The organism is Gordonia sp. GN26 (assembly GCF_054823965.1).
In genome coordinates, this window is sequence record NZ_JSYC01000029.1 from 1 (window position 1) to 21,750 (window position 21,750).

24 protein-coding genes are annotated in these 21,750 nt (G+C 67.8%); 12 read left to right on the forward strand and 12 right to left on the reverse strand.

Annotation, left to right across the window (positions count from 1 at the left end; translation table 11 throughout):
* Together OK17_RS08725 and OK17_RS08730 are read left to right on the forward strand one after the other, a co-directional pair.
* On the forward strand, window positions 1–469 hold a 469-nt coding region (locus tag OK17_RS08725; protein ID WP_461417206.1), incomplete at its 5' end, for a fructosamine kinase family protein.
* 38 nt (window positions 470–507) lie between these two features.
* Window positions 508–1,077, forward strand: a complete 570-nt coding sequence (locus tag OK17_RS08730; RefSeq protein WP_461417236.1) for a nucleosidase — start codon at window positions 508–510, stop codon at window positions 1,075–1,077.
* Between the two features lie 93 nt (window positions 1,078–1,170).
* Here the strand turns inward: OK17_RS08730 and OK17_RS08735 are convergent, their stop codons facing one another.
* The 4 genes from OK17_RS08735 to OK17_RS08750 all read right to left on the reverse strand — a co-directional run bounded on the left by OK17_RS08735 (window position 1,171) and on the right by OK17_RS08750 (window position 5,608).
* Complete coding sequence (locus tag OK17_RS08735; RefSeq protein ID WP_461417207.1) at window positions 1,171–2,115, reverse strand: DUF6542 domain-containing protein; 945 nt, start codon at window positions 2,113–2,115, stop codon at window positions 1,171–1,173.
* A gap of 4 nt (window positions 2,116–2,119) precedes the next feature.
* Window positions 2,120–3,349, reverse strand: a complete 1,230-nt coding sequence (locus tag OK17_RS08740; RefSeq protein WP_232717569.1) for a DNA recombination protein RmuC — start codon at window positions 3,347–3,349, stop codon at window positions 2,120–2,122.
* Window positions 3,350–3,404: 55 nt separating this feature from the next.
* Entirely contained in the window at window positions 3,405–4,010 is a 606-nt protein-coding gene (locus OK17_RS08745) for a methylated-DNA--[protein]-cysteine S-methyltransferase (protein WP_461417208.1), read from the reverse strand.
* A 68-nt stretch (window positions 4,011–4,078) separates the two neighbouring features.
* The gene (locus OK17_RS08750; protein ID WP_461417209.1) at window positions 4,079–5,608 is read right to left on the reverse strand and encodes a DNA-3-methyladenine glycosylase 2 family protein; all 1,530 of its coding nucleotides are present in this window, start codon (window positions 5,606–5,608) and stop codon (window positions 4,079–4,081) included.
* A 105-nt stretch (window positions 5,609–5,713) separates the two neighbouring features.
* Between OK17_RS08750 and OK17_RS08755 the strand changes: the two genes are divergently transcribed.
* The 3 genes from OK17_RS08755 to ychF all read left to right on the forward strand — a co-directional run bounded on the left by OK17_RS08755 (window position 5,714) and on the right by ychF (window position 8,600).
* Window positions 5,714–6,043, forward strand: coding sequence for a hypothetical protein (locus tag OK17_RS08755; RefSeq protein ID WP_461417210.1), 330 nt, complete (start codon window positions 5,714–5,716; stop codon window positions 6,041–6,043).
* A 90-nt stretch (window positions 6,044–6,133) separates the two neighbouring features.
* Window positions 6,134–7,435 carry an AI-2E family transporter gene (locus OK17_RS08760; RefSeq protein WP_461417211.1) on the forward strand — a complete coding sequence of 434 codons (1,302 nt, stop codon included), beginning with the start codon at window positions 6,134–6,136 and terminating at the stop codon, window positions 7,433–7,435.
* Between the two features lie 85 nt (window positions 7,436–7,520).
* Window positions 7,521–8,600 carry a redox-regulated ATPase YchF gene (gene ychF / locus OK17_RS08765; protein ID WP_006865554.1) on the forward strand — a complete coding sequence of 360 codons (1,080 nt, stop codon included), beginning with the start codon at window positions 7,521–7,523 and terminating at the stop codon, window positions 8,598–8,600.
* An 84-nt stretch (window positions 8,601–8,684) separates the two neighbouring features.
* Here the strand turns inward: ychF and OK17_RS08770 are convergent, their stop codons facing one another.
* Window positions 8,685–9,116, reverse strand: a complete 432-nt coding sequence (locus tag OK17_RS08770; protein WP_461417212.1) for a carboxymuconolactone decarboxylase family protein — start codon at window positions 9,114–9,116, stop codon at window positions 8,685–8,687.
* A 102-nt stretch (window positions 9,117–9,218) separates the two neighbouring features.
* Between OK17_RS08770 and OK17_RS08775 the strand changes: the two genes are divergently transcribed.
* On the forward strand, window positions 9,219–9,656 hold the full coding sequence (locus OK17_RS08775) for a VOC family protein (protein WP_232717575.1): 438 nt from the start codon (window positions 9,219–9,221) through the stop codon (window positions 9,654–9,656).
* A gap of 4 nt (window positions 9,657–9,660) precedes the next feature.
* Here the strand turns inward: OK17_RS08775 and OK17_RS08780 are convergent, their stop codons facing one another.
* Window positions 9,661–10,083: a hypothetical protein gene (locus tag OK17_RS08780; RefSeq protein WP_232717576.1), complete on the reverse strand. Its 423-nt coding sequence runs from the start codon at window positions 10,081–10,083 to the stop codon at window positions 9,661–9,663.
* A 186-nt stretch (window positions 10,084–10,269) separates the two neighbouring features.
* Here OK17_RS08780 and OK17_RS08785 point away from each other — a divergent pair, with 186 nt between their 5' ends.
* Window positions 10,270–11,685, forward strand: coding sequence for an amino acid permease (locus tag OK17_RS08785; RefSeq protein ID WP_461417213.1), 1,416 nt, complete (start codon window positions 10,270–10,272; stop codon window positions 11,683–11,685).
* A 102-nt stretch (window positions 11,686–11,787) separates the two neighbouring features.
* Window positions 11,788–13,206: a purine-cytosine permease family protein gene (locus OK17_RS08790; RefSeq protein ID WP_461417214.1), complete on the forward strand. Its 1,419-nt coding sequence runs from the start codon at window positions 11,788–11,790 to the stop codon at window positions 13,204–13,206.
* 15 nt (window positions 13,207–13,221) lie between these two features.
* Here OK17_RS08790 and OK17_RS08795 read toward each other — a convergent pair whose 3' ends face one another.
* Window positions 13,222–14,778, reverse strand: a complete 1,557-nt coding sequence (locus OK17_RS08795; RefSeq protein ID WP_461417215.1) for a PucR family transcriptional regulator — start codon at window positions 14,776–14,778, stop codon at window positions 13,222–13,224.
* 86 nt (window positions 14,779–14,864) lie between these two features.
* On the opposite strand from OK17_RS08795, the gene OK17_RS08800 reads away from it, so the two are divergent.
* Both OK17_RS08800 and OK17_RS08805 read left to right on the forward strand, forming a co-directional pair.
* The gene (locus OK17_RS08800) at window positions 14,865–15,350 is read left to right on the forward strand and encodes a nucleoside deaminase (RefSeq protein ID WP_461417216.1); all 486 of its coding nucleotides are present in this window, start codon (window positions 14,865–14,867) and stop codon (window positions 15,348–15,350) included.
* Entirely contained in the window at window positions 15,347–16,318 is a 972-nt protein-coding gene (locus OK17_RS08805) for an isopenicillin N synthase family dioxygenase (RefSeq protein WP_461417217.1), read from the forward strand. Before OK17_RS08800 ends, OK17_RS08805 begins: the two co-directional genes overlap by 4 nt.
* A gap of 12 nt (window positions 16,319–16,330) precedes the next feature.
* Here OK17_RS08805 and OK17_RS08810 read toward each other — a convergent pair whose 3' ends face one another.
* The 4 genes from OK17_RS08810 to OK17_RS08825 form a co-directional block, all read right to left on the reverse strand.
* A complete protein-coding gene (locus tag OK17_RS08810; RefSeq protein ID WP_461417218.1) occupies window positions 16,331–17,644 on the reverse strand; it encodes a S1C family serine protease in 1,314 nt (437 codons plus the stop codon).
* 100 nt (window positions 17,645–17,744) lie between these two features.
* Entirely contained in the window at window positions 17,745–18,248 is a 504-nt protein-coding gene (locus tag OK17_RS08815) for an SRPBCC family protein (RefSeq protein ID WP_461417219.1), read from the reverse strand.
* 38 nt (window positions 18,249–18,286) lie between these two features.
* The gene (locus OK17_RS08820; RefSeq protein WP_461417220.1) at window positions 18,287–18,949 is read right to left on the reverse strand and encodes a hemerythrin domain-containing protein; all 663 of its coding nucleotides are present in this window, start codon (window positions 18,947–18,949) and stop codon (window positions 18,287–18,289) included.
* A 29-nt stretch (window positions 18,950–18,978) separates the two neighbouring features.
* Window positions 18,979–19,626, reverse strand: a complete 648-nt coding sequence (locus OK17_RS08825; protein ID WP_461417221.1) for a TetR/AcrR family transcriptional regulator — start codon at window positions 19,624–19,626, stop codon at window positions 18,979–18,981.
* An 86-nt stretch (window positions 19,627–19,712) separates the two neighbouring features.
* On the opposite strand from OK17_RS08825, the gene OK17_RS08830 reads away from it, so the two are divergent.
* Together OK17_RS08830 and OK17_RS08835 are read left to right on the forward strand one after the other, a co-directional pair.
* A complete protein-coding gene (locus OK17_RS08830; RefSeq protein WP_461417222.1) occupies window positions 19,713–20,168 on the forward strand; it encodes an acetyltransferase in 456 nt (151 codons plus the stop codon).
* 119 nt (window positions 20,169–20,287) lie between these two features.
* Window positions 20,288–21,151 carry an AraC family transcriptional regulator gene (locus tag OK17_RS08835; RefSeq protein WP_461417223.1) on the forward strand — a complete coding sequence of 288 codons (864 nt, stop codon included), beginning with the start codon at window positions 20,288–20,290 and terminating at the stop codon, window positions 21,149–21,151.
* Between the two features lie 64 nt (window positions 21,152–21,215).
* On the opposite strand, the gene cynS is transcribed toward OK17_RS08835, so the two are convergent.
* On the reverse strand, window positions 21,216–21,668 hold the full coding sequence (gene cynS, locus OK17_RS08840) for a cyanase (RefSeq protein WP_154884803.1): 453 nt from the start codon (window positions 21,666–21,668) through the stop codon (window positions 21,216–21,218).
* Between the last annotated feature and the right edge of the window lie 82 nt (window positions 21,669–21,750).

Genomic DNA, 21,750 nt, shown 5'->3' on the forward strand with positions numbered 1-21,750 from the left:
CGAATACGACTCGTGGGGAGAGTTCTACGCCCGCGAACGCGTCGAGCCCTATCTGCGTCCGGCACGGGAGGCGGGCAACCTGACCGCTGCGGACTCCGACGCCGTCCACGCCGTCTGCGAACTGGTCGCGAACAGGGCCTTCGACGACGACGAACCCGCCGCCCGCATCCACGGCGACCTGTGGAACGGGAACGTGATGTGGACCCCGTCGGGCGTCGTCCTGATCGACCCCGCCGCGCACGGCGGTCACCGCGAGACCGACCTCGCGATGCTCGCGCTCTTCGGCTGCCCGCTGCTCGACGAGATCATCGTGGGGTATCAGGAGGCGCATGCGCTGGCCCCCGGCTGGGAGGGCCGGGTCGAGGTCCATCAGCTGCACCCGCTGGCGGTGCACGCAGCCGGACACGGCCCCGGGTACGGCACCGCGCTCGGGCGGGCGGCCCGGAGCGTCCTCGACGCTCGCGAGTGATCGGGGCACGCGATAATCACCTGGTGTCTGATGACGGAATGCAGAGCGGGGTGTCCGGAAGTGTCCTGATCGTGTCGGCGACCCGAGCCGAGGCGCAGCATCTGCCCGCGGGGTCGCGGTTGCTCGTCACCGGGATCGGCAAGGTTCGGGCGACGATGGCGCTGAGTCGAGAACTGGCCGCGGGTGCACCGGTCCGACAGATCATCAACATCGGCACGGCAGGTGCGCTGCGGGACGATGTCGTTGCTCCCGGGCGCGATCTGTTCATCCCGTCGGCGGTGCTCGAGCACGACATCAGCAGCGCCGAACTCCGAGCCATGGGCTACGAGATGACCGACCGCTGGGAGCTCCCGGACGGCGACGGCACGGTGCTCGCCTCGGGGGACACCTTCGTCGCCGACCCGGTACGACGCGCCGAACTCGCCCGCCACGCCGACCTCGTGGACATGGAGGGATGCGCGGTCGCCCATGTGAGCGCCCAGTTCGGCATCCCATGCCGGCTCGTCAAAGCCGTCACCGACAACGCCGACGAGGGTGCGATGGAGTGGCCCGATCTGGTCGATGCCGCTGCCCGCAAGCTGGGGCAGTGGATCGAACTCAACGCCTGACGGTCCGCGCCGGCAGCTACAGAACCGGCGGTTGACCGCAACGGCGCACGCCACAGTCGGCGCGTGTGGCCGTAGGCGCGATCGTGCGCTGAGTCAGGAACGAGTGTCGGCGACGTCGGCCGGGCCGGCGTCGGTGGCCGACTCGTACGCCTGGAATCCCGACGGGGCGGCATCGGGACGAACCGTGTCCGACGGACCCGAGAGCGGGGCATCCGAGGGGGTCAGATCGGGCGCGGCGAGATCCGCGACCGTCGGACGAGTGGTGGTCGGGGTCCGCTGGGCGGTCCGTTCGACTGTCGTCGTGCGCGTCGACGTGGCCGGCCGCTCGGACGAGGCCGGTCGCTCCGAGGCCGAACCGGAGCGGGATCGCTGTGGCCGCGAGCGGTTGGACGACGACCTGGTGGTCGGTGCGGCGCCGCTCTGTGCAGAGCTGGTTCGGGCAGAGCTGGTTTGGGCGGAGCCGGAACCGGCCCGACGATGCTTGGTCGGGCGCTCGGTCGGCTCGCCGGTCTTCGGGCGGTCGGTCTTGTCCTTGCCGGCGTTCCTCGATGTGCTGCGGGAACCGGTCGGCTTTCCGCGGCCACCGGAGTTCTTGTCGTCGTCGCCGCGGGTCAGGAACCACCGGACGAGCACCAGCGCGAGGGTCACGAGGAACACCGTCAGCATCCAGGGGAAGTCCGCGGCGATCGGCAGCAGCACCTTGAAGATCAGACTCTTGAGGCCGGACGACGCCTGTTCGGAGTTGAGTCCGTACAGCGTGACGATGCTGACGAAGAAAGCGATCAGCGGTGGCTGGGCGGCAGCGGTGAACAGGGCGCGGCGACGCACGGCGAGGGCGGCGAGAACACAGCCGACGAGGTAGCAGAACTTGTAGATCCCGCCGAGCGAGTCGTTGCTGCCGGCGTCGATCGCCGCTCCGAGGGCCGTGATCCCGGTTGCCAGGACAACGGCACCCCACCACGGCACACCGCGGACCGCGGGCAACACGGACTGCTGGTCCAGTGGTACCGCGGTCTGTAGACGTTGCGGGGAAGGCACATGGTCACGGTACCGGTTCATCGGCGGAAAACGCTCCACCGCCGGGACGTGGCGTGGACGCGGCCGCCGATGTCGTCGCAGGTGTTGCCGCGGATCCGGCGGACCGGCAGGTGTCGTGGATCACCCGGGGTCGCGGCGGTTCGGCGGCGTCGCCCAGGGCGTCGAGTTCGGCCAGGCGGCGTGCGGTGACGCCGAGCCGGCTCTCCACCGATCCGATCGTCGAGTTGTACGCGTCGACCGTGCGCTGCAGCGACGTGCCCAGCGAACCGAGATGCCCGAGTACGCCGGCGAGGCGCTGGTGCAGTTCCATACCGAGCCCATGGATGACCGCGGCGTCGCGGGCCATCGCATCGTGGCGCCAACCGAGGGCGACGGTCCGAAGCAGGGCGATGAGGGTCGTCGGGGTGGCGATGACCACATTGCGGCCGAAGCCGTATTCGAGGACCTCCGGGTCGGTGCGCACCGCCGCCTCGAGAACCGCGTCGGCCGGTAGGAACAGCACGACCATCTCCGGGGTGTTCTCGAAGGCCGTCCAATAGGCCTTGGCCGAGAGCCGCGCGATGTGCGCACGCAACGCCCGGGCGTGCTCGCCGATCAGTCGGTCTCGTGCCTTGGCCTCGGTGGCTTCCGCCGCCCGCAGATAGGCGTCGAGAGGCACCTTCGCGTCGACGACGATGTCGCGTCCGCCCGCGAGGTGGACGACGAGGTCGGGCCGGACCGTGGTTCCTTCCTTCGTCTTGTCCGGCAGCGACACCTGGGTGCTGAAGTCGCAGTGCTTGGCCATACCGGCCAGCTCGACGACCCGTTCGAGCTGCACCTCGCCCCAGCGGCCGCGCGAATGGGAACTGTGCAGCGCGTTGGCGAGCTGGCGCGTCTGGTCGTTGAGCGCGACCGACGCCGCGTGGATGCCGCGGACCTGCTCGGTCAGTCCTGCATAGGCGCCGATCCGGTTGGACTCGACCCGCCGCAGCTCGTCGGAGAGCTGCGACAGCGTGGCGCGCAGCGGTTCGACGATGTGCTGCACCTGGCTGCCGATGGCGGTGGACTGCCGACGGGCCGCATCCTCGGTGGCCCAGGACAAGGACGACGCCACGTCGGAACGGCCCTCGCGCAGCATCTCGACCTCGGCCCGAGCTGCGGCCACCACGCCGGCACTCCGCGCGGCATGCGCCCACCAACCGAGCGCGATACCGAGCAGGACGCCGAACACGAGTGACAGGGCTGCTGCGATCATGCCCCGATGGTGTCGGATGCCCCCGACAAAAGCTTCTGACCTGCGTCGGGCCGGTTCAGTCCGCGGCGGGAGCCTCGAAATCGAGCAGCCACTTCTTGGTCTCCAGCCCGTAGCGGAAGCCGCCCAGCGATCCGTCGCTGCGCTTCACCCGATGGCACGGAACGAACAGCGCGGCGGCGTTGCGGGCGCATGCGGTTGCCGCAGCACGGACGGCCGCCGGCTCGCCCGCCCGCTCGGCGAACTCGGTGTAGGTGACCGGCCGGCCCGGTTCGACGAGGCGCAGGGCGTCCCATGCCTTGTTGAGGAAGCTGCCGCCGGAGAGCTGGACCACCTCGACCCGCGACGGTGCCTCGACCTCGCCCTCGTAGTACGCGGTGACGGTGTCGGTGAGACTCCCGAGGGCGCCGGAGCGCTGCAGGGTCTCCGGCCGCAGCGAACGGTGGACGAGCGCGGCGAGATAGGCCGGGTCGCCGGTCCATCCGGAGGCGAGGACGCGGTCGGCGTGGTCGGCGATCACGGTGAACGGGCCGTTGGGGGTGTCGACGGTGGCGTATCCGCCGGTGGAGACGGTGGTGATCGGGTCGTCGGAGACGGTGGCAACCGTGGCGTCGGAGATGGTGGGGATCGTGGCGTCGGAGATGGTGGGGGACGGTGCGGACATGTCGCTCCTGTCGGGTCGGGGTTCGGATGGAGTCGGTGTCAGGTGAGGCGTCATCGGAGGTCCGCTCGTCATACGGCCTCGCCGGAGCCGGCGAGGCGGTGTCGCCACAGGTGCATCGTCGCGTAGGAGCGCCACGGTGCCCAGTGATGCGTGTCGCGCAGATCGACGCCGAGGTCGGCGGCTGCCCGGGCGACGATCAGGTCGTTCGCGAGCAGGACGTCGGGATCACCCGTCACCCGCATGGTGACGATGTCGGCGGTCCAGGGGCCGATGCCGGGCAGCTCGATCAGTTGCGCACGTAGATCAGACGCATCGACCCCCACATGCGGTTCCACCCGACCTTCGGCCAGGGCCTCGGCGACCCCGATGACGGCATCGATCCGGCGGCTCGGTCCGCGGAGGACGGCCCGTCCGTCGGCGGCGATCGCGGCCGCGGTCGGGAATGCTCTCGGAACGTCTCCGTCGGTGGGGCCTGCGTCGTGCAGCGGTCGGCCCAGAGCGTCGACGAGCCGATCGATCTGGTGCCGTGCCGCCGCGAGACTGACCTGTTGGCCGAGCATCGTGCGGATGATCGTCTCGGCGGGGTCGAGGCTGCCCGGCACACGAAGGCCGGGTGCGCCCTCGATCAGGGGGCGCAGTGTCGGGTCGGCGGCGAGGGACTCTTCGGCGGCGGTGATGTCGGCGTCGAGGTCGAGGAGTCGGCGCACACGGTTGACCGCGGCTCCGAGGTCGCGCATGTCGAGATGGGAGAGGACCACGCCGACGTGGTCGTCGTGGGGTTCGATGTCGGCGATGGCGGGTCCGTGGGGGAGAGCGATGACGCGCCGGAACCGCCAGCCGAGCGTTGCGTCGGCGTCGTCGATGACGGTCTCGACCCCCGTCGCCGCGTGTGCGGACAGGAACCAGCGCATCCAGGTCCAGCGGTAGGGCGCGCGGAACGGCAGGCGCAAGGTCACACTGCCCGGGGCCGATACCGCGTCGGATTGCGACCGGTCGCGGCGGTGGCGGAGGCGGCGGAGTTCGGTCGGGGTGAGCCCGAAGACGGCGCGGATGGTGTCGTTGAACTGCCGGATGCTGGCGAAGCCGGCGGCGAACGCGACGTCGGACATCGGCAGCGCCGTGCACTGGATCAGCACCCGGGCGTTGGTGGCGCGGTGTGCGCGGGCGAGTGCGAGCGGTCCGGCGCCGAGATGGTCGGTGAGGACTCTGTTGAGGTGCCGCGGCGAATACTTCAGCCGCGCGGCGAGACCGGCGACGCCCTCACGTTCGACGACGCCGTCGGCGATCAGCCTCATCGCCCGAGCGGACATGTCGGCGTTGACATTCCACAGCGGCGAACCGGGGACGGCGTCGGGCGCGCATCGACGGCAGGCGCGGTAGCCCTGTTGCTGCGCCGCGGCCGCGGTCAGCACGAAGGCGACATTGTGCGGTCGGGGTGTCTGCGCGGGGCACGACGGGCGGCAGTAGATCCCGGTGGTGCGGACGGTGACGAAGAACTGGCCGTCGAACCGTGCGTCGCGGGCCTGGACGGCGCGGTAGCAACGGTCGAAGTCCGGAGCCGAGCCCGGGACGGTCTGTTCGACGGATGCTGTGGTCACCTGTCCACTCTGACATCCGGCGCGAACGAGTTCTGGCGGAAATCGGACGCGACATCTGGCGCCGAATCTGTGATCTGAGTAACAGTCCTATGGCACGATGTCGCCATGTCCACACGGTTCGATGGTCGCCGCGGAAGCCGGCACGACGACCTCCCCCTCGCCGGCCTACCCGGATGGGGGCTGGAGATGATGATGGGCCTCTACGGCCCGGAGACGATCAAGCGCGCCCTGACGGAAGAGGCCGAGCAGGGCATCACCCCCGTGTCGTGGGACCGCGGGCGAGCCGACGAGTCGTCGAGCGGGCCGATCGACCCGCCGGATGTCGAGATGTGCGGTCGGGACGACGTGCCGCCGGTCTTCAACCAGGTCGACGCCGAACTCGAGGCGGTCAACTCGCTGATCCGCTTCCTCGGGCGCAAATTGCGCCGACGCTGACCGGCTCGACCCGGAAGCGTTCGCGCCCGCGACGAGTGTCATCCGTCGCGTCGACGCCGCAATCTCATCGCGGTGTGTGAGGATCCACGGGTGACTGACAGCTCGGATGATCAGCGTGCAGACGGCGAGGCCGGAACCGACAACCCGGACTCCATCCCGGTAGGGGCCGACGCCGTCCTCGGAGGCGACGCCGTACTCGGCGGGGTCGAGGAGAAGACGTTCCCGACACGCGCCCAGGTGATGATGGCCGGCCTGCGCTCCTGCGCCACCGTCGGCCTGCAGATCGTGCTCGTCGCAGCCGCGCTGTGGGTGCTGTTCTGGCTGCTCGGCAAGTTCTGGGTGATCCTGCTTCCGGTCCTGCTGGGCATCATCGTGTGCACGATCCTGTGGCCGCCGGTGCGTTGGATGCGTAATCACGGCGTCCCGGATGCTGCGGCGTCGTTGGTCATGATGTTGGTCGGACTCGGCGTGCTCGGCGGCGTCATCGGGCTGATCGTGCCGTCGATCGTCTCCCAGGCTCCCGAGCTCGCCAACCGTGCGACCGACGGTGTGAAGCATCTGCAGGACTGGGTCCAGGGGCCGCCGCTCAACATCGAGGACGAGCAGCTCGACAACATCGTCAACGCGATCACCAGCAAGCTGCAGTCGAGTGCGTCGACCATCGCCTCGGGCGTCTTCAGCGGTGTGGGCACCGCGACGTCGCTGCTGGTCACCGTCTTCACATCGTTCGTGCTGGTGTTCTTCTTCCTCAAGGACGGACCGAAGTTCGTGCCGTGGCTCGACCGTTCGGTCGGCAAGCCCTCCGGCACCCACGTCGGTGAGGTCCTGACCCGGATGTGGAACAGCCTCGGCGGCTTCATCCGCACGCAGGCGATCGTCAGCTTCGTCGACGCCGCGCTCATCGGTCTCGGGCTGTTCTTCCTCGGCGTCCCGCTGGCCGGTGTGCTGATCGTGGTCACATTCCTCGGCGGGTTCATCCCGATCGTCGGTGCGTTCGTCGCCGGCGCGCTCGCCGTGCTCATCGCGCTCGTCTCCAACGGCCTGACCACCGCGCTGATCCTGCTCGGCGTCATCTTGGCGGTGCAGCAGCTCGAGGGCAACGTGCTGCAGCCGTGGCTGCAGGCGAAGTCGATGGATCTACACGCGGTGATCGTGCTGCTCTCGGTCACCCTGGGCGGCACCCTGTTCGGCATCACCGGCGCCTTCCTCGCGGTGCCCGCCGTCGCGTCGCTGGCGGTGGTGCTGCGTTACCTGAACGAACAGATCGCGGAACGGGCCGGGGAGACCCTCGCCCCCGAAGGTGCGCCCGTCACCAAACAGAAGGGCGTCCCCGACAAGGAACCGCCCACCGACCCACCGAACCCGGTCAGGGGTCTGCTGGACCGCGACTGACGGCGGGGCCGGCGATCGGAGCCGACGCAGCCCAGGCCCGACGCAGCGTCGGGCCGCGCGGCCGGTGCCGATAGACTGGGCGCCCGTGAGTCTCACCCTGGGAATTGTCGGTCTGCCCAACGTCGGTAAGTCGACCCTGTTCAACGCCCTGACCCGTAACGATGTGCTGGCGGCCAACTACCCGTTCGCCACCATCGAGCCCAACGTGGGCGTGGTCGAATTGCCCGACGCCCGGCTGAAGCGTCTCGCCGAGATCTTCGGTAGCGAGCGCATCCTGCCTGCCACGGTGTCGTTCGTCGACATCGCCGGCATCGTGAAGGGCGCGTCCGAGGGTGAGGGCATGGGCAACCAGTTCCTCGCCAACATCCGCGAGGCCGACGCCATCTGCCAGGTCGTCCGCGTCTTCGACGACGGCGACGTCGTGCACGTCGACGGCCGCGTCGACCCGTTCGCCGACATCGAGGTCATCGAGACCGAGCTGATCCTCGCCGACATGCAGACCCTCGAAAAGGCGATCCCGCGTCTCGAAAAGGACTCGCGCAAGAACAAGGACCTCGTCGAGACCCTCGAGGCGGCCAAGAAGGCGCAGGAGATCCTCGACAGCGGCAAAACGCTGTTCTCACAGAAGGATTCGTTCGACCTGTCGTCGGTGCGCGAGCTGCACCTGATGACCGCCAAGCCGTTCCTCTACGTCTTCAACTCCGACGAGGGCGTGCTGACCGACGATGCGAAGAAGGCCGAACTGCGCGCCGCCATCGCACCCGCCGACGCCGTCTTCCTCGACGCGAAGGTCGAGAGCGAACTCCTCGAACTCGACGAAGAGGACGCCCAGGAACTGCTCGACTCGATCGGTCAGACCGAGCCCGGCCTGACGTCGCTCGCCCGCGCCGGTTTCCACACCCTCGGCCTGCAGACCTACCTCACCGCAGGTCCCAAGGAATCGCGCGCCTGGACGATTCGCCAGGGCGACACCGCCCCCAAGGCCGCCGGAGTCATCCACACCGACTTCGAGAAGGGCTTCATCAAGGCCGAGATCGTGTCCTTCGCCGACCTCGACGAGGCCGGCTCGATGGCCGCGGCCAAGGCCGCCGGCAAGGTCCGCATGGAGGGCAAGGACTACATCATGCAAGACGGCGACGTCGTGGAGTTCCGCTTCAACGTCTGATTGACCACCTCCTGGCCGGGCCGCTGCGAGATCTCGTTGCGTTGTGTCGCGGAAACCGCGACGCAACGCAACGGCTGCTAGCTGTCAGGGCGCGACGGGGTAGTGACTCCGAATCGCGACGCGGTTCCACGCGTTCATGACGACCGTGAGCCAGCTGACCGCGGAGATCTGTTCGTCGTTCAGCGAGCCGTTGTTCCAGTCCTCGCGTGCGGGGACGGACAGCCGGGTGACTTCCTCGGCCAATCCGAGGGCGGCCTGCTCCTGGTCGGTGAAGTACTGCGACTCCCACCACGCGGCGACGACGGCCAGCCGATCGGACGTCTCGCCCTTCGCGATGGCGTCGTGGGTGTGCATGCGCAGGCAGAATGCACACCCGTTCAGTTGTGACACACGGATTTTCACCAGCTCACCGAGCAGGGGATCGAGCCCGGCCTGTTTGACCGCTTCGTCGGCTTCGCTGTTCAGCGCGATCAAGCTCTTGTAGGCGGATGGGTGCTGTTTGCTGAGATTGACCATGTTCCCCGACGCTACGCCCGACAGAACCCCCGATCCATAGCTCGAATTCGCGGTGAGCGCGATTCGGAGCTGTAGATCGGCTGTCGGAGTTACCGTGGCGACATGGCCATCAAACTCGAGAACGTCGGAATCGCCGTCCGCGACATCGAAGCAGCGATCGCCTTCTTCACCGACCTCGGTCTCACCGTCCTCGGCCGCGATGAGGTCAGCGGCGAATGGGCTTCCACTGCAGTCGGTCTCGACGGCAATCATGCGAAGATCGCGATGCTCCAAACACCAGACGGGCAAGGGCGACTCGAACTGTTCGAGTACATCCACCCCGATGCCATCGAGACGACACCGACGCTGCCCAACGAGATCGGCATGCACCGCGTGGCCTTCTCCGTCGACGACATCGACGCGGCACTCGAGATCGCCGCGAAGCACGGCTGCCATCCGCTGCGGGGCGTCGCGAACTACGAGAACATCTACAAGCTCACCTACCTCCGCGGCCCCAGCGACATCATCGTGATGCTCGCGCAGGATCTGACGAAGGGCTGATGATTCACGGCACGGATAAGGTCGCGAAGCCGGGAGTCACGTTCCCCTGGATTCCCTGGAGCATCGTGAGAACCACCTGACCGCTCCCGGTCCGTAGTTGCGCCTCGGGCGGGAAGCCGTTCAGGCCGTTCGACATCCGGGCCGTCCCGGTCGCGCCCGTCGACAGATTGAGCCAGCGTACGTCGGCGTAGATCAAGCAGCCCCACCGCTCGCGTTCGGTTCCGGTGATGGTCACGACGCCGCGTTGTTTGCCTACCTCGGCACCGCATCGGATGGCCGGTGCGTCGAAGCTGCCGTTGGGGTTCCCGAGGGGTGCCGGGTTGATCTGGAACGGGATGATCGTCGACGCCGCGGCGGTCGGGGCCGCCGCGATCAGTCCGATGGCAGCCGCGAAGAGTGCGGCGACGACGGTGCGAGCGCGTCTCATACGAGCCTCCAGCCATTACGCGACGATCTCCAGTGTTGCCGATCGCCCCGATCCATAGCCCGGAATCGCGCTGAACGCGGGTTCGAGCTACAGAACCTCGGCCAGGTTTCGGCGGCACATCGGTTGGGCACATCCGGGGACGGCGCCCGTCGTGGCGTGGAACACACGGATGGAAGCGATGCCGCGATGAGCGAAACCCCGGTGCGAGTGAGCGCCTCCGACCCGCCGGCCGACCGGCTCGGTTCGAGTCTCAAGCCCCGCCACATCACGATGATCTCCATCGCCGGGGTCATCGGCGCCGGTCTGTTCGTGGGCTCGGCGAATGCGATCGAGAAGGCCGGCCCGGCTGTGCTCATCTCGTACGCGCTGGCGGGCACGCTCGTCGTGCTGGTCATGCGGATGCTCGGTGAGATGGCGACCGCCGACCCCGACACCGGCTCGTTCTCCGTCTACGCCGACCGTGCCCTCGGCAGGTGGGCGGGCTTCTCCGTCGGTTGGCTCTACTGGTGGTTCTGGGTGCTGGTGATCCCGGTCGAGGCCACCGCGGCCGCGGCGATCCTCACCGACCTGATCGGCGGCGCCCAGTGGATCTGGGCGCACGCGGTGACGATCGCCCTCACCGTCACCAACCTGGTCAGCGTCGGCAACTACGGCGAGTTCGAGTTCTGGTTCGCGCTCATCAAGGTCGTCGCCATCGTCGCGTTCATCGTGGTGGGCGTCCTGGCCATTCTCGGGCTCATCCCGCACTCGGGCGTGAGCGGTCTGCATCATCTGTGGGAGCCGGATGGCTTCATGCCCAACGGTTTCGGCGCGGTCATCACGGGACTGCTCGTGACGATGTTCTCGTTCATGGGCACCGAGATCGTCACGATCGCGGCCGCGGAATCGCCTGACCCGAAGCGCGGCATCACCAAGGCCGTGAACTCGGTGATCTGGCGGATCTCGCTCTTCTACATCGGCTCGATCTTCGTCGTCGTGGCTCTGATGCCGTACGACCAGCTCTCCGACGGCTCGTACCAGTCGGTGCTCGAGGCGATCGGGCTGCCCGGATCGGCGCTGGTCATGGACCTCGTGATCCTCACGGCCGTGGCGTCGTGCCTCAATTCCGCGCTGTACACGGCCTCGCGGATGCTGTACTCGCTCGGCAGTCGGCGCGACGCACCGCAAGCAGTCCGGTCGCTGACGGGCAACGGAGTGCCGTGGGTCGCGGTGCTGGCGTCGATGATCGTCGGCTTCGTCGCCGTCATCGGCAACTATGTGTTGCCCGACAAGATCTTCGGCTACCTGCTCGCGACCAGCGGTGCGGTCGCGCTGTTCGTCTACCTCAGTGTCTCGGCCAGCCAGCTCGTGCTCGGTCGGTCGCTGCGCGCCAGGGGAGAGCGGCCGCCCGTCAAGATGTGGCTGTTCCCGTACCTGACGATCCTGGTGATGGTGTTCATCGTCGGCGTGCTGGTCCTGATGGCCTTCGACGACGAGCAGCGGGAGGCCATCGGCTTGTCGGCGTTGTCGGCGGTGGTGATCGTGACGGTCGGCGTCGTGCTGCATCGACGACACTCCGCTGACCCCGCCGAGGAACGGGCGACCGCGTCCGGGGACGTGTGATCACCCCGCACTCGCTACCAAGTCGATCTGTCCGTCGGCAACCCGCGGTCACCGGACAGACTGTCGGTTGCCGACCGCTGCGATGACCAGGAGAGTTGCGCCATGGCTATCGGCGCACCCTTGAACAGTTCCGACGCGGCGGACGCCCCGCAGGGCGGTTACGGCGACAAGGTGCTCGCCGTCGAACCCGGCGGCAACGAGGCGATCCCCCTGGAGGCCCGCCACGGGACACCGCGCGGCCTGTTCTGGACCTGGACCGCCCCGAACCTCGAGTTCGCGACGATCTTCGTCGGCGTCATCTCGATCCTCTACTTCGGGCTGTCGTTCTGGCAGGCCGTGGTGGCGATGGCCCTCGGCAACCTGCTCGGGGCGGCGGCGCACTTCCTGCTGTCGGCGGAGGGCCCGTTGCACGGGGTTCCGCAGATGGTGCTCGGGCGCCTCGCGTTCGGGTACCGGGGCAACATCCTGCCGGCCACCTTCATGGCCGTCATGTGTGGCGTCGGATGGTTCGCCACCAACAGCGTCAGCGGCGCCTTCGCGTTGTCGACGTTGTTCGGGATCACCCCGTTGCTCGGGTTGGTCGTCATCGTCGTCGCGCAGACCGCCTTCGCCTTCTTCGGCCACAACCTGGTCCAGCGGTTCGAACGGATCGCCGCTCCCGTGCTCGCCGTCATCTTCGTGGTCGGCGCGGTGATCATCTTCGGCAAGTCCCACGTGTCCACGCCGTCTGCTGACGGCGGCTTCTCCATCGGTGGTTTCCTATTGACCATGGGCGCCGCGTTCGGCTACACCGCCGGGTGGACCCCGTACGCCGCCGACTACACGCGCTACCTGCCACCGACCGTGTCCAAGGTCAAGACGGGGTTGTTCGCCTCTTCCGGTCTCTTCCTCTCGTGCACGTTCCTGATGGTGGTGGGTGCGGCGTCGGTGACCATCGGAGATCCGGTGTCGGACAACCCGACCGAGGCGTTCACCGCGAATCTGCCGAGCCTCGTCGCCGATCTCACGCTCCTCGCGATCGCCGTCGGCGCCGTCGCCGCGAACGCGATCAACGTCTACTCCGGTTCGATGGCGTTCCTCGCCATGGGATTCCGGTTGCCGCTGGGCCTGCAGCGCGCGCTGGTGACGGTGTTCTTCGGTGTCGTCGGCTTCCTCGTCGCCTGGTGGGCATTGGCCGACGCGGCGGCATCGTATGAGGCGTTCCTGCTCCTCGTCGCGTACTGGATCGGGCCGTGGTTGGGTGTGGTCTTCGCAGATCGCCTGCTGCGCAAGGAACCGCCGACGCTCGCGCTCCTCTACGACACCCGCTACGCGAACTGGGGTGGGGTCGCCGCGTTCGTGCTCGGCCTGGTTGCGTCGGTGCTGTTGTTCTGCAACCAGGAGCGGTTCGTCGGGTATGTCGTCAGGCTGGTGCCGGAGCTGGGTGACATCGGCGCCTTCGTCGGTTTCGCGCTCGCGTTCGGGCTCTATCTGATCCTCGCCCGAGGACGAGTGGCGCAGCCCCAGGAGACCCGGTCCTGAGCGGGTCTGCCAGACTCAGGCGCCGAGGTCGCCCGACACCCGGGAAGCGTTGACTGCCAGCAACATCGATGCGTAGACCGTCGCGGCGGTGGGGTCGAACCCCAACAGACTGCGGATTCGGTCGAGGCGCTGATAGAGACTCTGCCGCCCGATGTGCAGCGCCGCCGCCGAGCGCGTCGCGCTACACCCATGGCGCAGATGGACATCGAGCGTCGCGACCAGCTGGGTGGACTGTTTCGCATCGTGTTCCACCAGTGGGGCCACCAGGGACTGCAGGTCCGACCGCGTCCGCGGGTCGAGTGCATGCACGACATCGTCGGCAACCAGTTCGCGACCGGTGAAGACGCAGCGGGTCCGGTCTTCGCGGACGTGCAGGGCGGCGCGGTCGAGACGACCGGCGTTGTTCCGCAACGAATCCGCGATCGCCGCGACGATCTCGATTCCGGGTGAGGAGTCGCCCAGCCGGAACGCCTCACCGACGACGACGGTGATCCGTCCGGCGCCTCCGGCAGCCTTGTCGACCGCATCTGCGACATGGTCGACGGGATCGTCGGCGTCCGCGGGCACCGCGACCAGTCCGTAGACCGTCGCGTCGATCGTCGCCTGGACCAGCCCCGACGTCGACGACGCGGCGCGCGTGAGAACCGACTCGGCCATCCTCGGATCGGGCGCATCGGCGGCCACCGTCACTAGGCGGGTGCTGTCCATGGCGGGCACGCCGGCGCCCGCCAGCCGCGCGATCAGGTCCGCGCGACGCAGTGCCCGCCCACCGACCATCTCCTCGACGAGACGCGCCCCGACAGCCGAATGCCTTGTGCCCGAGCGTGCCAGCGTCGAGGCGATCGGTCCGGCGGCCGCCCTCAGCAAGGCGGTCAACTGGGGAAGAGGCATCTCGGGTCCGACGGAGGAAGCCGTGAGTCGTGCGATCTCACGGTCGCGGGCGATCACCGGAACCGAGACCGGAGACGCATCGACGAGACGCCACGCCGACCGATCGTCGTCGACGCCGTGCGCGGCGAGGAGTGCACCTCCGGCCCCGACCAGTACCAGTGCCCGACCGGTTGTCTCGGAGACATGCGCCAGCATCCGGGCGACCCCGCCCGGTGACACGAGGTCGTCGTGCAGGGCGTCGTCGAGCGCGGTGCGGCGTCGTAGTTCGTCGATCTCGTCGGAGACGATCGCGGTGTTCGCGTCGCGACACACGTCGATGAACGGCAGCACACGGTTCAGTTCGATGATCGGCAGACGTGCGGCAGACCCCTCGCGGACCATCTCCTCAGGAACGGCGTCGAAGGTCCGGCCGATCTCGAAAGCGAGTCCGGCGACCCCGCGTTCGGCGAGATCACGCACGTAGTGGCGTCTCGTGCCTGCGTCGAGGCCGCCGAGTCCCAATCCGGTTGTGAGCAGGAGTTCTCCGCCGGAGAGCAGTGGTCCGATCTCGAAGATCTCGCTGGAATGGACCCATCGAACCGGGACGTCGAGGCGGTCGTGGGCGGTGAGCACCCGCGGGTCGGCGGGATCGAGGTGCCGATGGATGACGTCACGCAGCGACGTGGTCGAGGAGCCGGGCATGAGAGGACGATATGCACGTTCGGCCTCACGTGCAGGACGACGAAGTGTCAGTTGCCGCTCGACGGCCGGGTGGGCACGCTGTCGGTATGAGTTCCCGCACCGACGCCGACTCGGGTATCGACCTCTCGCACCTGCTCGACACCGCCTACCGCCAGGCCCGGCTGGGGCTGGACGAGGGTGGCATCCCGATCGGTGCCGCCTTGTTCTCCGCCGATGGAAAGCTGCTCGGCGAGGGCCGGAATCGTCGTGTCCAGCACGACGACCCGTCGGTGCACGGTGAGACCGACGCATTCCGCGCGGCCGGCCGGCAGCGGGACTACTCGTCGACGATCATGGTCACGACCCTCGCCCCGTGCTGGTATTGCAGCGGACTGATCAGGCAGTTCGGCATCGGCGCGGTGGTCATCGGGGAGAACCGTTCGTTCCAGGGCGGCGAGGACTGGCTCGCCGAACTCGGAATCCCGGTCACGATCCTCGACGACGAGCGCTGCGTGACGATGATGTCGGAGTTCATCGAGGCCAAGCCGGCCCTGTGGAACGAGGACATCGGCGTCGTCGAGGACGAGGCATGACCGACAGTCCGATCCTGACCGTCGACCTGTCCCGCTGGCGCGCGGGCGGAGCCGATGCCGCGGCGGTGTGCGCCGCAGTGGACGAGTCCCTGCAGAAGGCCGGGTTCCTGCTGGTCACCGGACACGGCATCGACCCGGCGCTGCCCGCCGAGCTACGTGCGGCGGCGCGAGCGTTCTTCGCGTTGCCGGCCGAGGTGAAGGAGAAATACGCGGTCGGCGTCGGCGGGCGCGGCTGGATCGGGCCGGGGATGGAGGCCAATGGATACGCCGAAGGGACCGAGACGCCGCCGGACCTGAAGGAGACCTACAACTCCGGTGCGCAGACGCCGGTGGGGATCCCGGAGATCGACGACTACTGGTTCGCGCCCGATGTCTGGCCGACCGAGGCACCCCGTTTGAAAGAACTGTTCACCGCGTGGACCGCGAAGTGCAAGGAGCTTTCCGACGACCTGCTCGCCCTGATGGCCGCGTCGCTCGGGTTCGCCGCTGCCGACAATCCGTTCCGCGATCTCGCCGGCAACGCCACCTGGACGTCGAACATCAATCACTACCCGGCGATGGAGGTGGTGGGTGAACCCGAACCGGGGCAGTACCGCATCGGGCCGCACACCGACTTCGGAACCGTGACCGTGCTCGACCGGGAACCCGGCTCCGGCGGGCTGCAGGTCTACAGCGAGGACGGCGGCTGGGCGGACGCTCCGTATGACCCGGCCGCACTGACGGTCAACATCGGGGACCTGCTCGAATACTGGTCCGGTGGACGATGGCCGGCGGGACGCCATCGCGTGCTGCCGCCACAGCCCGACGCTCCCGAAGAAGATCTGATGTCGCTGATCTTCTTCTACGAACTCGACCACGACGCGGTGGTGACCCCGATCGGGAAGCCTCTCGGACGGCGAGAAGGCCTCGAACCCGTGGTGTCCGGGGAATTCATTCGAGAGCGTCTCGACGCGATCACCGTCGGCTGAACGCGGGGCCGGTCACGGGAACCTGCCGAACGGGTTGCTGCCGAAGGGAAGTCGTGGATCGCCGGACTGCCCGTCGGATTCGGGTACCGTCGTCTGCTGCTTGTCGACGGTGCTGCCCAGCTTCACCTGGACGGTCCGGGCATCCGACCCCGAGCCGATCGTCACGGGCACCGTCGCACCCGGGTCGTGCGTCAGGACCTGTGCCATCAGATCGGCGTAGTCGGCGACCGGGGTGCCGCCGATCTTCGTGATCACGTCGCCGGTCGAGATATCCGCCGACGCGGCCGGTCCGCCCTGCTGCACCGTGACCTTCGCTCCGTCCTCCCGGTTCGACGACGACAACGAACCCGACACTCCCAGAACCGGTTTGGTGGCCTCCCCGTTCTTCAGCAGCTGGCTCGCGATGCGTTCGGCGGTGTTGATCGGGATGGCGAAGCCGAGACCGAAGGACTGCGGGCCGCCCGCGGAGGCCTGCCCGGTGTCCACGGCCGAGTTCACCGCGACGACCTGCCCTTGCAGATTCACCAGCGGCCCACCGGAATTGCCGGGATTGATGGGCGTGTCGGTCTGCAGTCCGTTGTAGACCGTGACCCCGGAACCGGTTTCGTCGCCGGCGGTCACAGTTCGGGAGAGCGCACTGACGATGCCGGAGGTCACCGTGTTCGAGAGGCTGTCGGGGCTTCCGACGGCCACCACCTGTTCGCCGACCTGCAGGGCGTCCGAGTCGCCGAGCGTCGCGGGCGTGAGACCCGACGCGCCGTCGAGTTTGATCACCGCGAGGTCGTACGACGGCGAGGTTCCGGTGACGGAGGCCGGGTACTGCTTGCCGTCGCTGGTCGTCACGACGATCTTGCTGCCGGATCCCGCACCCGCGACGACGTGGTTGTTGGTGAGGACATAGCCGTCCGACGACAGGACGATGCCGCTGCCGACTGCGCTGCCCTGGGCCATCTGCACCTTGATGTCCGCGGTCGACGCCGACGCCACCTTCGCCGCGTAGGTCACCGACCCGGGCTTGACGTCGCCGGCGTCGACCGCGTTCGCGGGCTGGGAACTGAGTGTCGGCACGGTCGGTGCGGCCTGATGGTCGAGCAGCGCCCTGCCGCCGACGCCGATGGCGCCACCGAGGAGCCCGGCGAGCAGGGCGGTCACGACGATCGGCTTCGTCACGGTTCGTGGCCGTGGCCGTGGCGGTCCGGGTGGCGGGACGGGCGCGGATGGCGAAGCGAAGGACGGGTCTTCCCACCCTCCGTACGGGGGTGACGGATGGCTGGGTTGACCCAGCGGTTCGGTGGGGGTGTGGTCGGGCGACTGAGGTGCGTTCACGGCACCACGATGCCGGGCCTTCTTGAGAGCAGGCCGCTGGTTTCCTGCGAACTCCCTGGCAACTCGGACGTGGGATTTCAGGTGTTGCTCGGATTGACTGTCAGGCGTTGGGGGTTGGGAGTCGTCTGCGCGGCCTGGCTTTGGCGAGTTCGGCCAGCCGTTCGAGATCTTCGGCGAGCGCGGCCCGCCGATCGCGATGCCCCTTGACGAGCCACCAGTAGACGCGGTCGAGACCCGGTGCGATACGCAGCAGTTCATACGACTGCACAATTCTCGTCCCACAGCCATCCGGCTCGAGGGTGATCCGCCATTCGGTGCAGTCGAAGGTCGCCATCAGGCCACGGGTTTTCCATGCCAGGACATGAGGCGGTTCGACAACGGTGAACACGCACGACCGACTCCACAGGTAGATGCCTGACTTGCTGGTTCCGCGGAAACGAACGCCTGGCGCCGCTGCCTTCTCAGGGCCGACCCAGTGCGCGCCCCGGCACTCGTGGCTCCATTCGCCCACCCGGGGGACGTCGGAGATGATCTCGAAGACGGCCTCGGGCGGGGCGGCGGCGAATGCTTCGGAGCGACCGTGGTGGGCGAGACGCCGTGTCATGACGCGTTCCTCGTGCCGACGGTCACCGGGCCGATCCTTTACGCCGGGCCGCGCCCCCACATGACCTCGGCCCGACGGCGGTAGCCGCGGGCGAAGCCGTGCACGAGGATGAACCGCGGAATGGCCGGCACGACGCTGTCTATCAAGCTTCGGTCCCCGTCGTCCAGGCCGTCGACGACCCAGTGGCCTTCCCGACCGAGTTCGGCGAAACCCTTTGGCTTGACGAAGTACTCGTGCTCGACATCGCGGAACTCCGCGGTGCTGATAGTGGCTGCAACGACCGGCATGGCGTCGAGCTCTTCCCGTTCGAGGTGGGGAAGCAGTACATCGGACAGTCGATCCAGTGTATGGAGCAATGACTCCCGTGCCTCTGGGGCGCCTAGGTACGCGGAGGCGGCTTCGACCAACGCGTCGACGGCGGGCGCGATTCGGAGGTGGTCGGCTTCCATGTCGTCGAGAAGTGCTGCGGCGTCTGGGTTTCTCGATCGGATCAGTGGCCAGAGTCCCTGGTCCTCGCCGGTGTGGTGCATGTGGAGGAAGTCCATCATCCATATGAGGTGATCGGCGAGTGCGTGGCGCTGAGCGTCGCCGGGAGGGGGTGGTGATGCGAGAACGACGCGAGCCCGTTGCAGGTCGCGTCGGAGAGCGCTGTGCACTATGCCCATGCTTCGGGTGTCGGCGGGTTCGTGTGGGGTGGACATGGTTCTGTCCTCTCTTCGAAGGGCTGATGTCAAGCTGGACCCAGGAGTCGCAAAGTGGTGTCGGCGAGCCAGTCCCGATAGCGCGTTTGGCTCCATCCGGCGTTGTTGACGAGGAGGTCGTAGACCTCGGTGCTGATCACGGCCCACAAACCCTCGGCTTCGTCGTCGGTGAGTGTGCGTCCGGCGACAGCCTCACCGGCTGTCCGTACGTCTGAACGCTGTCGGCGATACGCCTCGGCGAGTTTGGCAGCCAGTTCGGTGTCGGAAGAGGCGCCTTCGCGCAGTGCTCGGTACAGACCCGTCGTGCGGCCGTAGATCTCGGCAGCCAGGGCGGCTCCGGCTGCCGCACGTTCACGACGATCGCCGGCGGACATCGCGGTGAACCCGGAACGGTCGACTAGGGGAACCGGTTGATCGTCTCCGACGACCGCCACGTCGAAGGCAGTGAGAAAAAGTCGTGTCTTCGACCCGAACTTGGCATAGACGGTCTCGAAGGACACGCCTGCCTCGGCCGCGATCTCTCGTACCCCGACCGACCAGCCCCGTTCGCTGAACATTCTGATGGCCGTGTCGAGCACGCGTGCCCGGGTTTCTGCCGCCTGGCCACGTCGCAGTGACGAGTCGTAGTTCCTCCGCGTCTTGGTGGCTGCGGCGGACCGCCGATCAGATGTGCCCATACCTGAGTATGCGACTGGGGCAAATTCAATACAAGAGGTGTCAGATAAAAGTTTCACCGAATGACCTGCGCTGATACAACAGTGCGATGACTTCACCGGTGAGCCTGCGCGCGTGCCACGGTCCGGACGAGTACCCGCACCTCGTCGCGATCTGGCGCAGCGCGGTCGACGCGACTCACGACTTCCTCGCCGAGCCCGATCGGGACGAGATCGAGAGACAGCTGGCGCCGAGCTACTTCCCACAGGTCGAGCTGACGGTCGCCGACGTCGACGGCACCCCGGTGGGCTTCGCCGGGGTGGCCGGGCCTGGTCTGGAGATGCTCTTCGTCCACGCCGACACCCGCGGCAGCGGCGTCGGCACCGCACTGCTGACACACGCTCTCGACGCCGGGGTGACGACGGTCGACGTGAACGAACAGAACGATCAGGCCGTGCAGTTCTATCTCCGACGCGGGTTCGAGGTGACGGGACGCAGCGAACTCGATGAAGCGGGCCGCCCGTATCCGTTGCTGCACATGACTCTGCGCGCCACCGTTTCATAGCTCCAACCCGCGCCAACCGCGGGTTGGAGCTATGAAACGAGGTGGCTGACATTTCCTGCCCGGAACGGTCGGGTGCGAGGCCGTGCGGGGCGACCATGATCATGGACGAAAGGAGAGCCATGATCGGCACGCTCAACGCGCTCATCGACCTCGTCGACCGGAACACCGACGAACCCATCGACCTGGCCGGCTTCGCCCGGTCCCACGGGACGACGGAGTACCACCTGCGTCGGATGTTCGCCTCGCTGGCCGGGATGCCGTTCTCGGAGTACGTGCGGCGTCGTCGGATGACCCTCGCGGCAACGGATCTCGTGAGCAGTGACAACGGCCTGCTGGATCTCGCGGTGCGCTACGGCTACTCGTCGGTCGAGGCGTTCGGCCGGGCCTTCCGGTCGGTTCACGGTGTGTCACCGTCGGACGTGCGGGCACATGGCGGTCCTTTCGCAACACAAGCCGTACTCAGGTTCCGCCTGACCGTCGAAGGGAGTCGTCCCATGGACGTCACGATCACCGACCGACCCGCATTCGTACTCGCCGGGCACGCAGCACAGGTGCCGCTCATCTACGAGGGAGTCAACCCGCACATCCAACAGCACATCGCGTCGATCGCGCCCGACGAACACGCACGACTCAAGTCGCTCAACGACACCCAACCCGCAGGCATCCTGGCCGTCACGGATGGAAGCGAGCCCGACGCGCCGGAAGGGACATCGATCACCTACCTGCACGGTGTTGCGCTGCAGGCGGATTCGACGGTGCCGGAAGATCTGTCGAGCATCCCGGTATCCGCCGGCGCGTGGGCCACGTTCCGGTCGTCCGGTCCGTTCCCGCAGACGCTCCAGGAGACCTGGGCCGCGACGGCCACCGAGTGGTTCCCGTCGAACCCTTGGCGACTGCGGCCCGGACCGACGTTCGTTCGCTACCTCGAACTGACCGGGTCACACGCCGACGCGGAGATCTGGATGCCGGTCGAGCGGGCCTGAGCACGTTCCATAGCTCCAACCCGCGCCCACCGCGGGTTGGAGCCATGGAACGGCGACGGCGCGGTCACCAGTTGTAGTCGAGGAACTTCCCGTCGAAGGTCACGACCACGCGGTCGCCGCCCGGGTCGGCGCGGCGTGCGATGTCGACCTTGAAGTTGATCGCACTCATGATCCCGTCGCCGAACTCCTCGTGGATGAGTTCCTTCAGCGCGGGACCGTAGACGTCGAGGGCCTCGTAGAAGCGGTAGATCGTGGGGTCACTGGTGGCGGCCTCGTCCGGGGTACGGGTCGGTTGCTGCCGCAGGCTCTCGGCGACGCCCTCGCCGAGGCCGAGCATCTCGACCACGACGTTCGCCTTGTCCGCCGGTACGGGGTGTTTGCCGAGCAGCGCGGCGACCGTCCACACCAGCGGTGCGTCGATCTTCTCGGCGATCGCCGCCCAGGTGAGTCCCTGCCGGATTCGGGCCGCGACGATGAGGTCGGCGGCGTCGGACTTCGGCATGATCGGGGTGGTCATCGTGTCTCCTCGTCGATTCGGTGATGCTTCCTCGACGCGGGGGATCGGTGCTCCGCCGAATCCTGTTGGTACGTCGAGGGTT

Excerpts from the sequence above, each read along its gene's own strand:
- OK17_RS08730 (WP_461417236.1), top strand. The coding sequence starts at position 508 with ATGCAGAGCGGGGTGTCCGGAAGTGTCCTGATCGTGTCGGCGACCCGA.
- OK17_RS08775 (WP_232717575.1), top strand. The coding sequence starts at position 9,219 with ATGGCCATCAAACTCGAGAACGTCGGAATCGCCGTCCGCGACATCGAA.
- OK17_RS08740 (WP_232717569.1), bottom strand. The coding sequence starts at position 3,349 with ATGATCGCAGCAGCCCTGTCACTCGTGTTCGGCGTCCTGCTCGGTATC.
- OK17_RS08825 (WP_461417221.1), bottom strand. The coding sequence starts at position 19,626 with ATGGGCACATCTGATCGGCGGTCCGCCGCAGCCACCAAGACGCGGAGG.
- OK17_RS08805 (WP_461417217.1), top strand. The coding sequence starts at position 15,347 with ATGACCGACAGTCCGATCCTGACCGTCGACCTGTCCCGCTGGCGCGCG.
- OK17_RS08830 (WP_461417222.1), top strand. The coding sequence starts at position 19,713 with ATGACTTCACCGGTGAGCCTGCGCGCGTGCCACGGTCCGGACGAGTAC.
- OK17_RS08770 (WP_461417212.1), bottom strand. The coding sequence starts at position 9,116 with ATGGTCAATCTCAGCAAACAGCACCCATCCGCCTACAAGAGCTTGATC.
- OK17_RS08835 (WP_461417223.1), top strand. The coding sequence starts at position 20,288 with ATGATCGGCACGCTCAACGCGCTCATCGACCTCGTCGACCGGAACACC.
- OK17_RS08800 (WP_461417216.1), top strand. The coding sequence starts at position 14,865 with ATGAGTTCCCGCACCGACGCCGACTCGGGTATCGACCTCTCGCACCTG.
- OK17_RS08780 (WP_232717576.1), bottom strand. The coding sequence starts at position 10,083 with ATGAGACGCGCTCGCACCGTCGTCGCCGCACTCTTCGCGGCTGCCATC.
- cynS (WP_154884803.1), bottom strand. The coding sequence starts at position 21,668 with ATGACCACCCCGATCATGCCGAAGTCCGACGCCGCCGACCTCATCGTC.
- OK17_RS08790 (WP_461417214.1), top strand. The coding sequence starts at position 11,788 with ATGGCTATCGGCGCACCCTTGAACAGTTCCGACGCGGCGGACGCCCCG.
- OK17_RS08745 (WP_461417208.1), bottom strand. The coding sequence starts at position 4,010 with ATGTCCGCACCGTCCCCCACCATCTCCGACGCCACGATCCCCACCATC.
- OK17_RS08820 (WP_461417220.1), bottom strand. The coding sequence starts at position 18,949 with ATGTCCACCCCACACGAACCCGCCGACACCCGAAGCATGGGCATAGTG.
- OK17_RS08815 (WP_461417219.1), bottom strand. The coding sequence starts at position 18,248 with ATGACACGGCGTCTCGCCCACCACGGTCGCTCCGAAGCATTCGCCGCC.
- OK17_RS08755 (WP_461417210.1), top strand. The coding sequence starts at position 5,714 with ATGTCCACACGGTTCGATGGTCGCCGCGGAAGCCGGCACGACGACCTC.
- OK17_RS08785 (WP_461417213.1), top strand. The coding sequence starts at position 10,270 with ATGAGCGAAACCCCGGTGCGAGTGAGCGCCTCCGACCCGCCGGCCGAC.
- OK17_RS08795 (WP_461417215.1), bottom strand. The coding sequence starts at position 14,778 with ATGCCCGGCTCCTCGACCACGTCGCTGCGTGACGTCATCCATCGGCAC.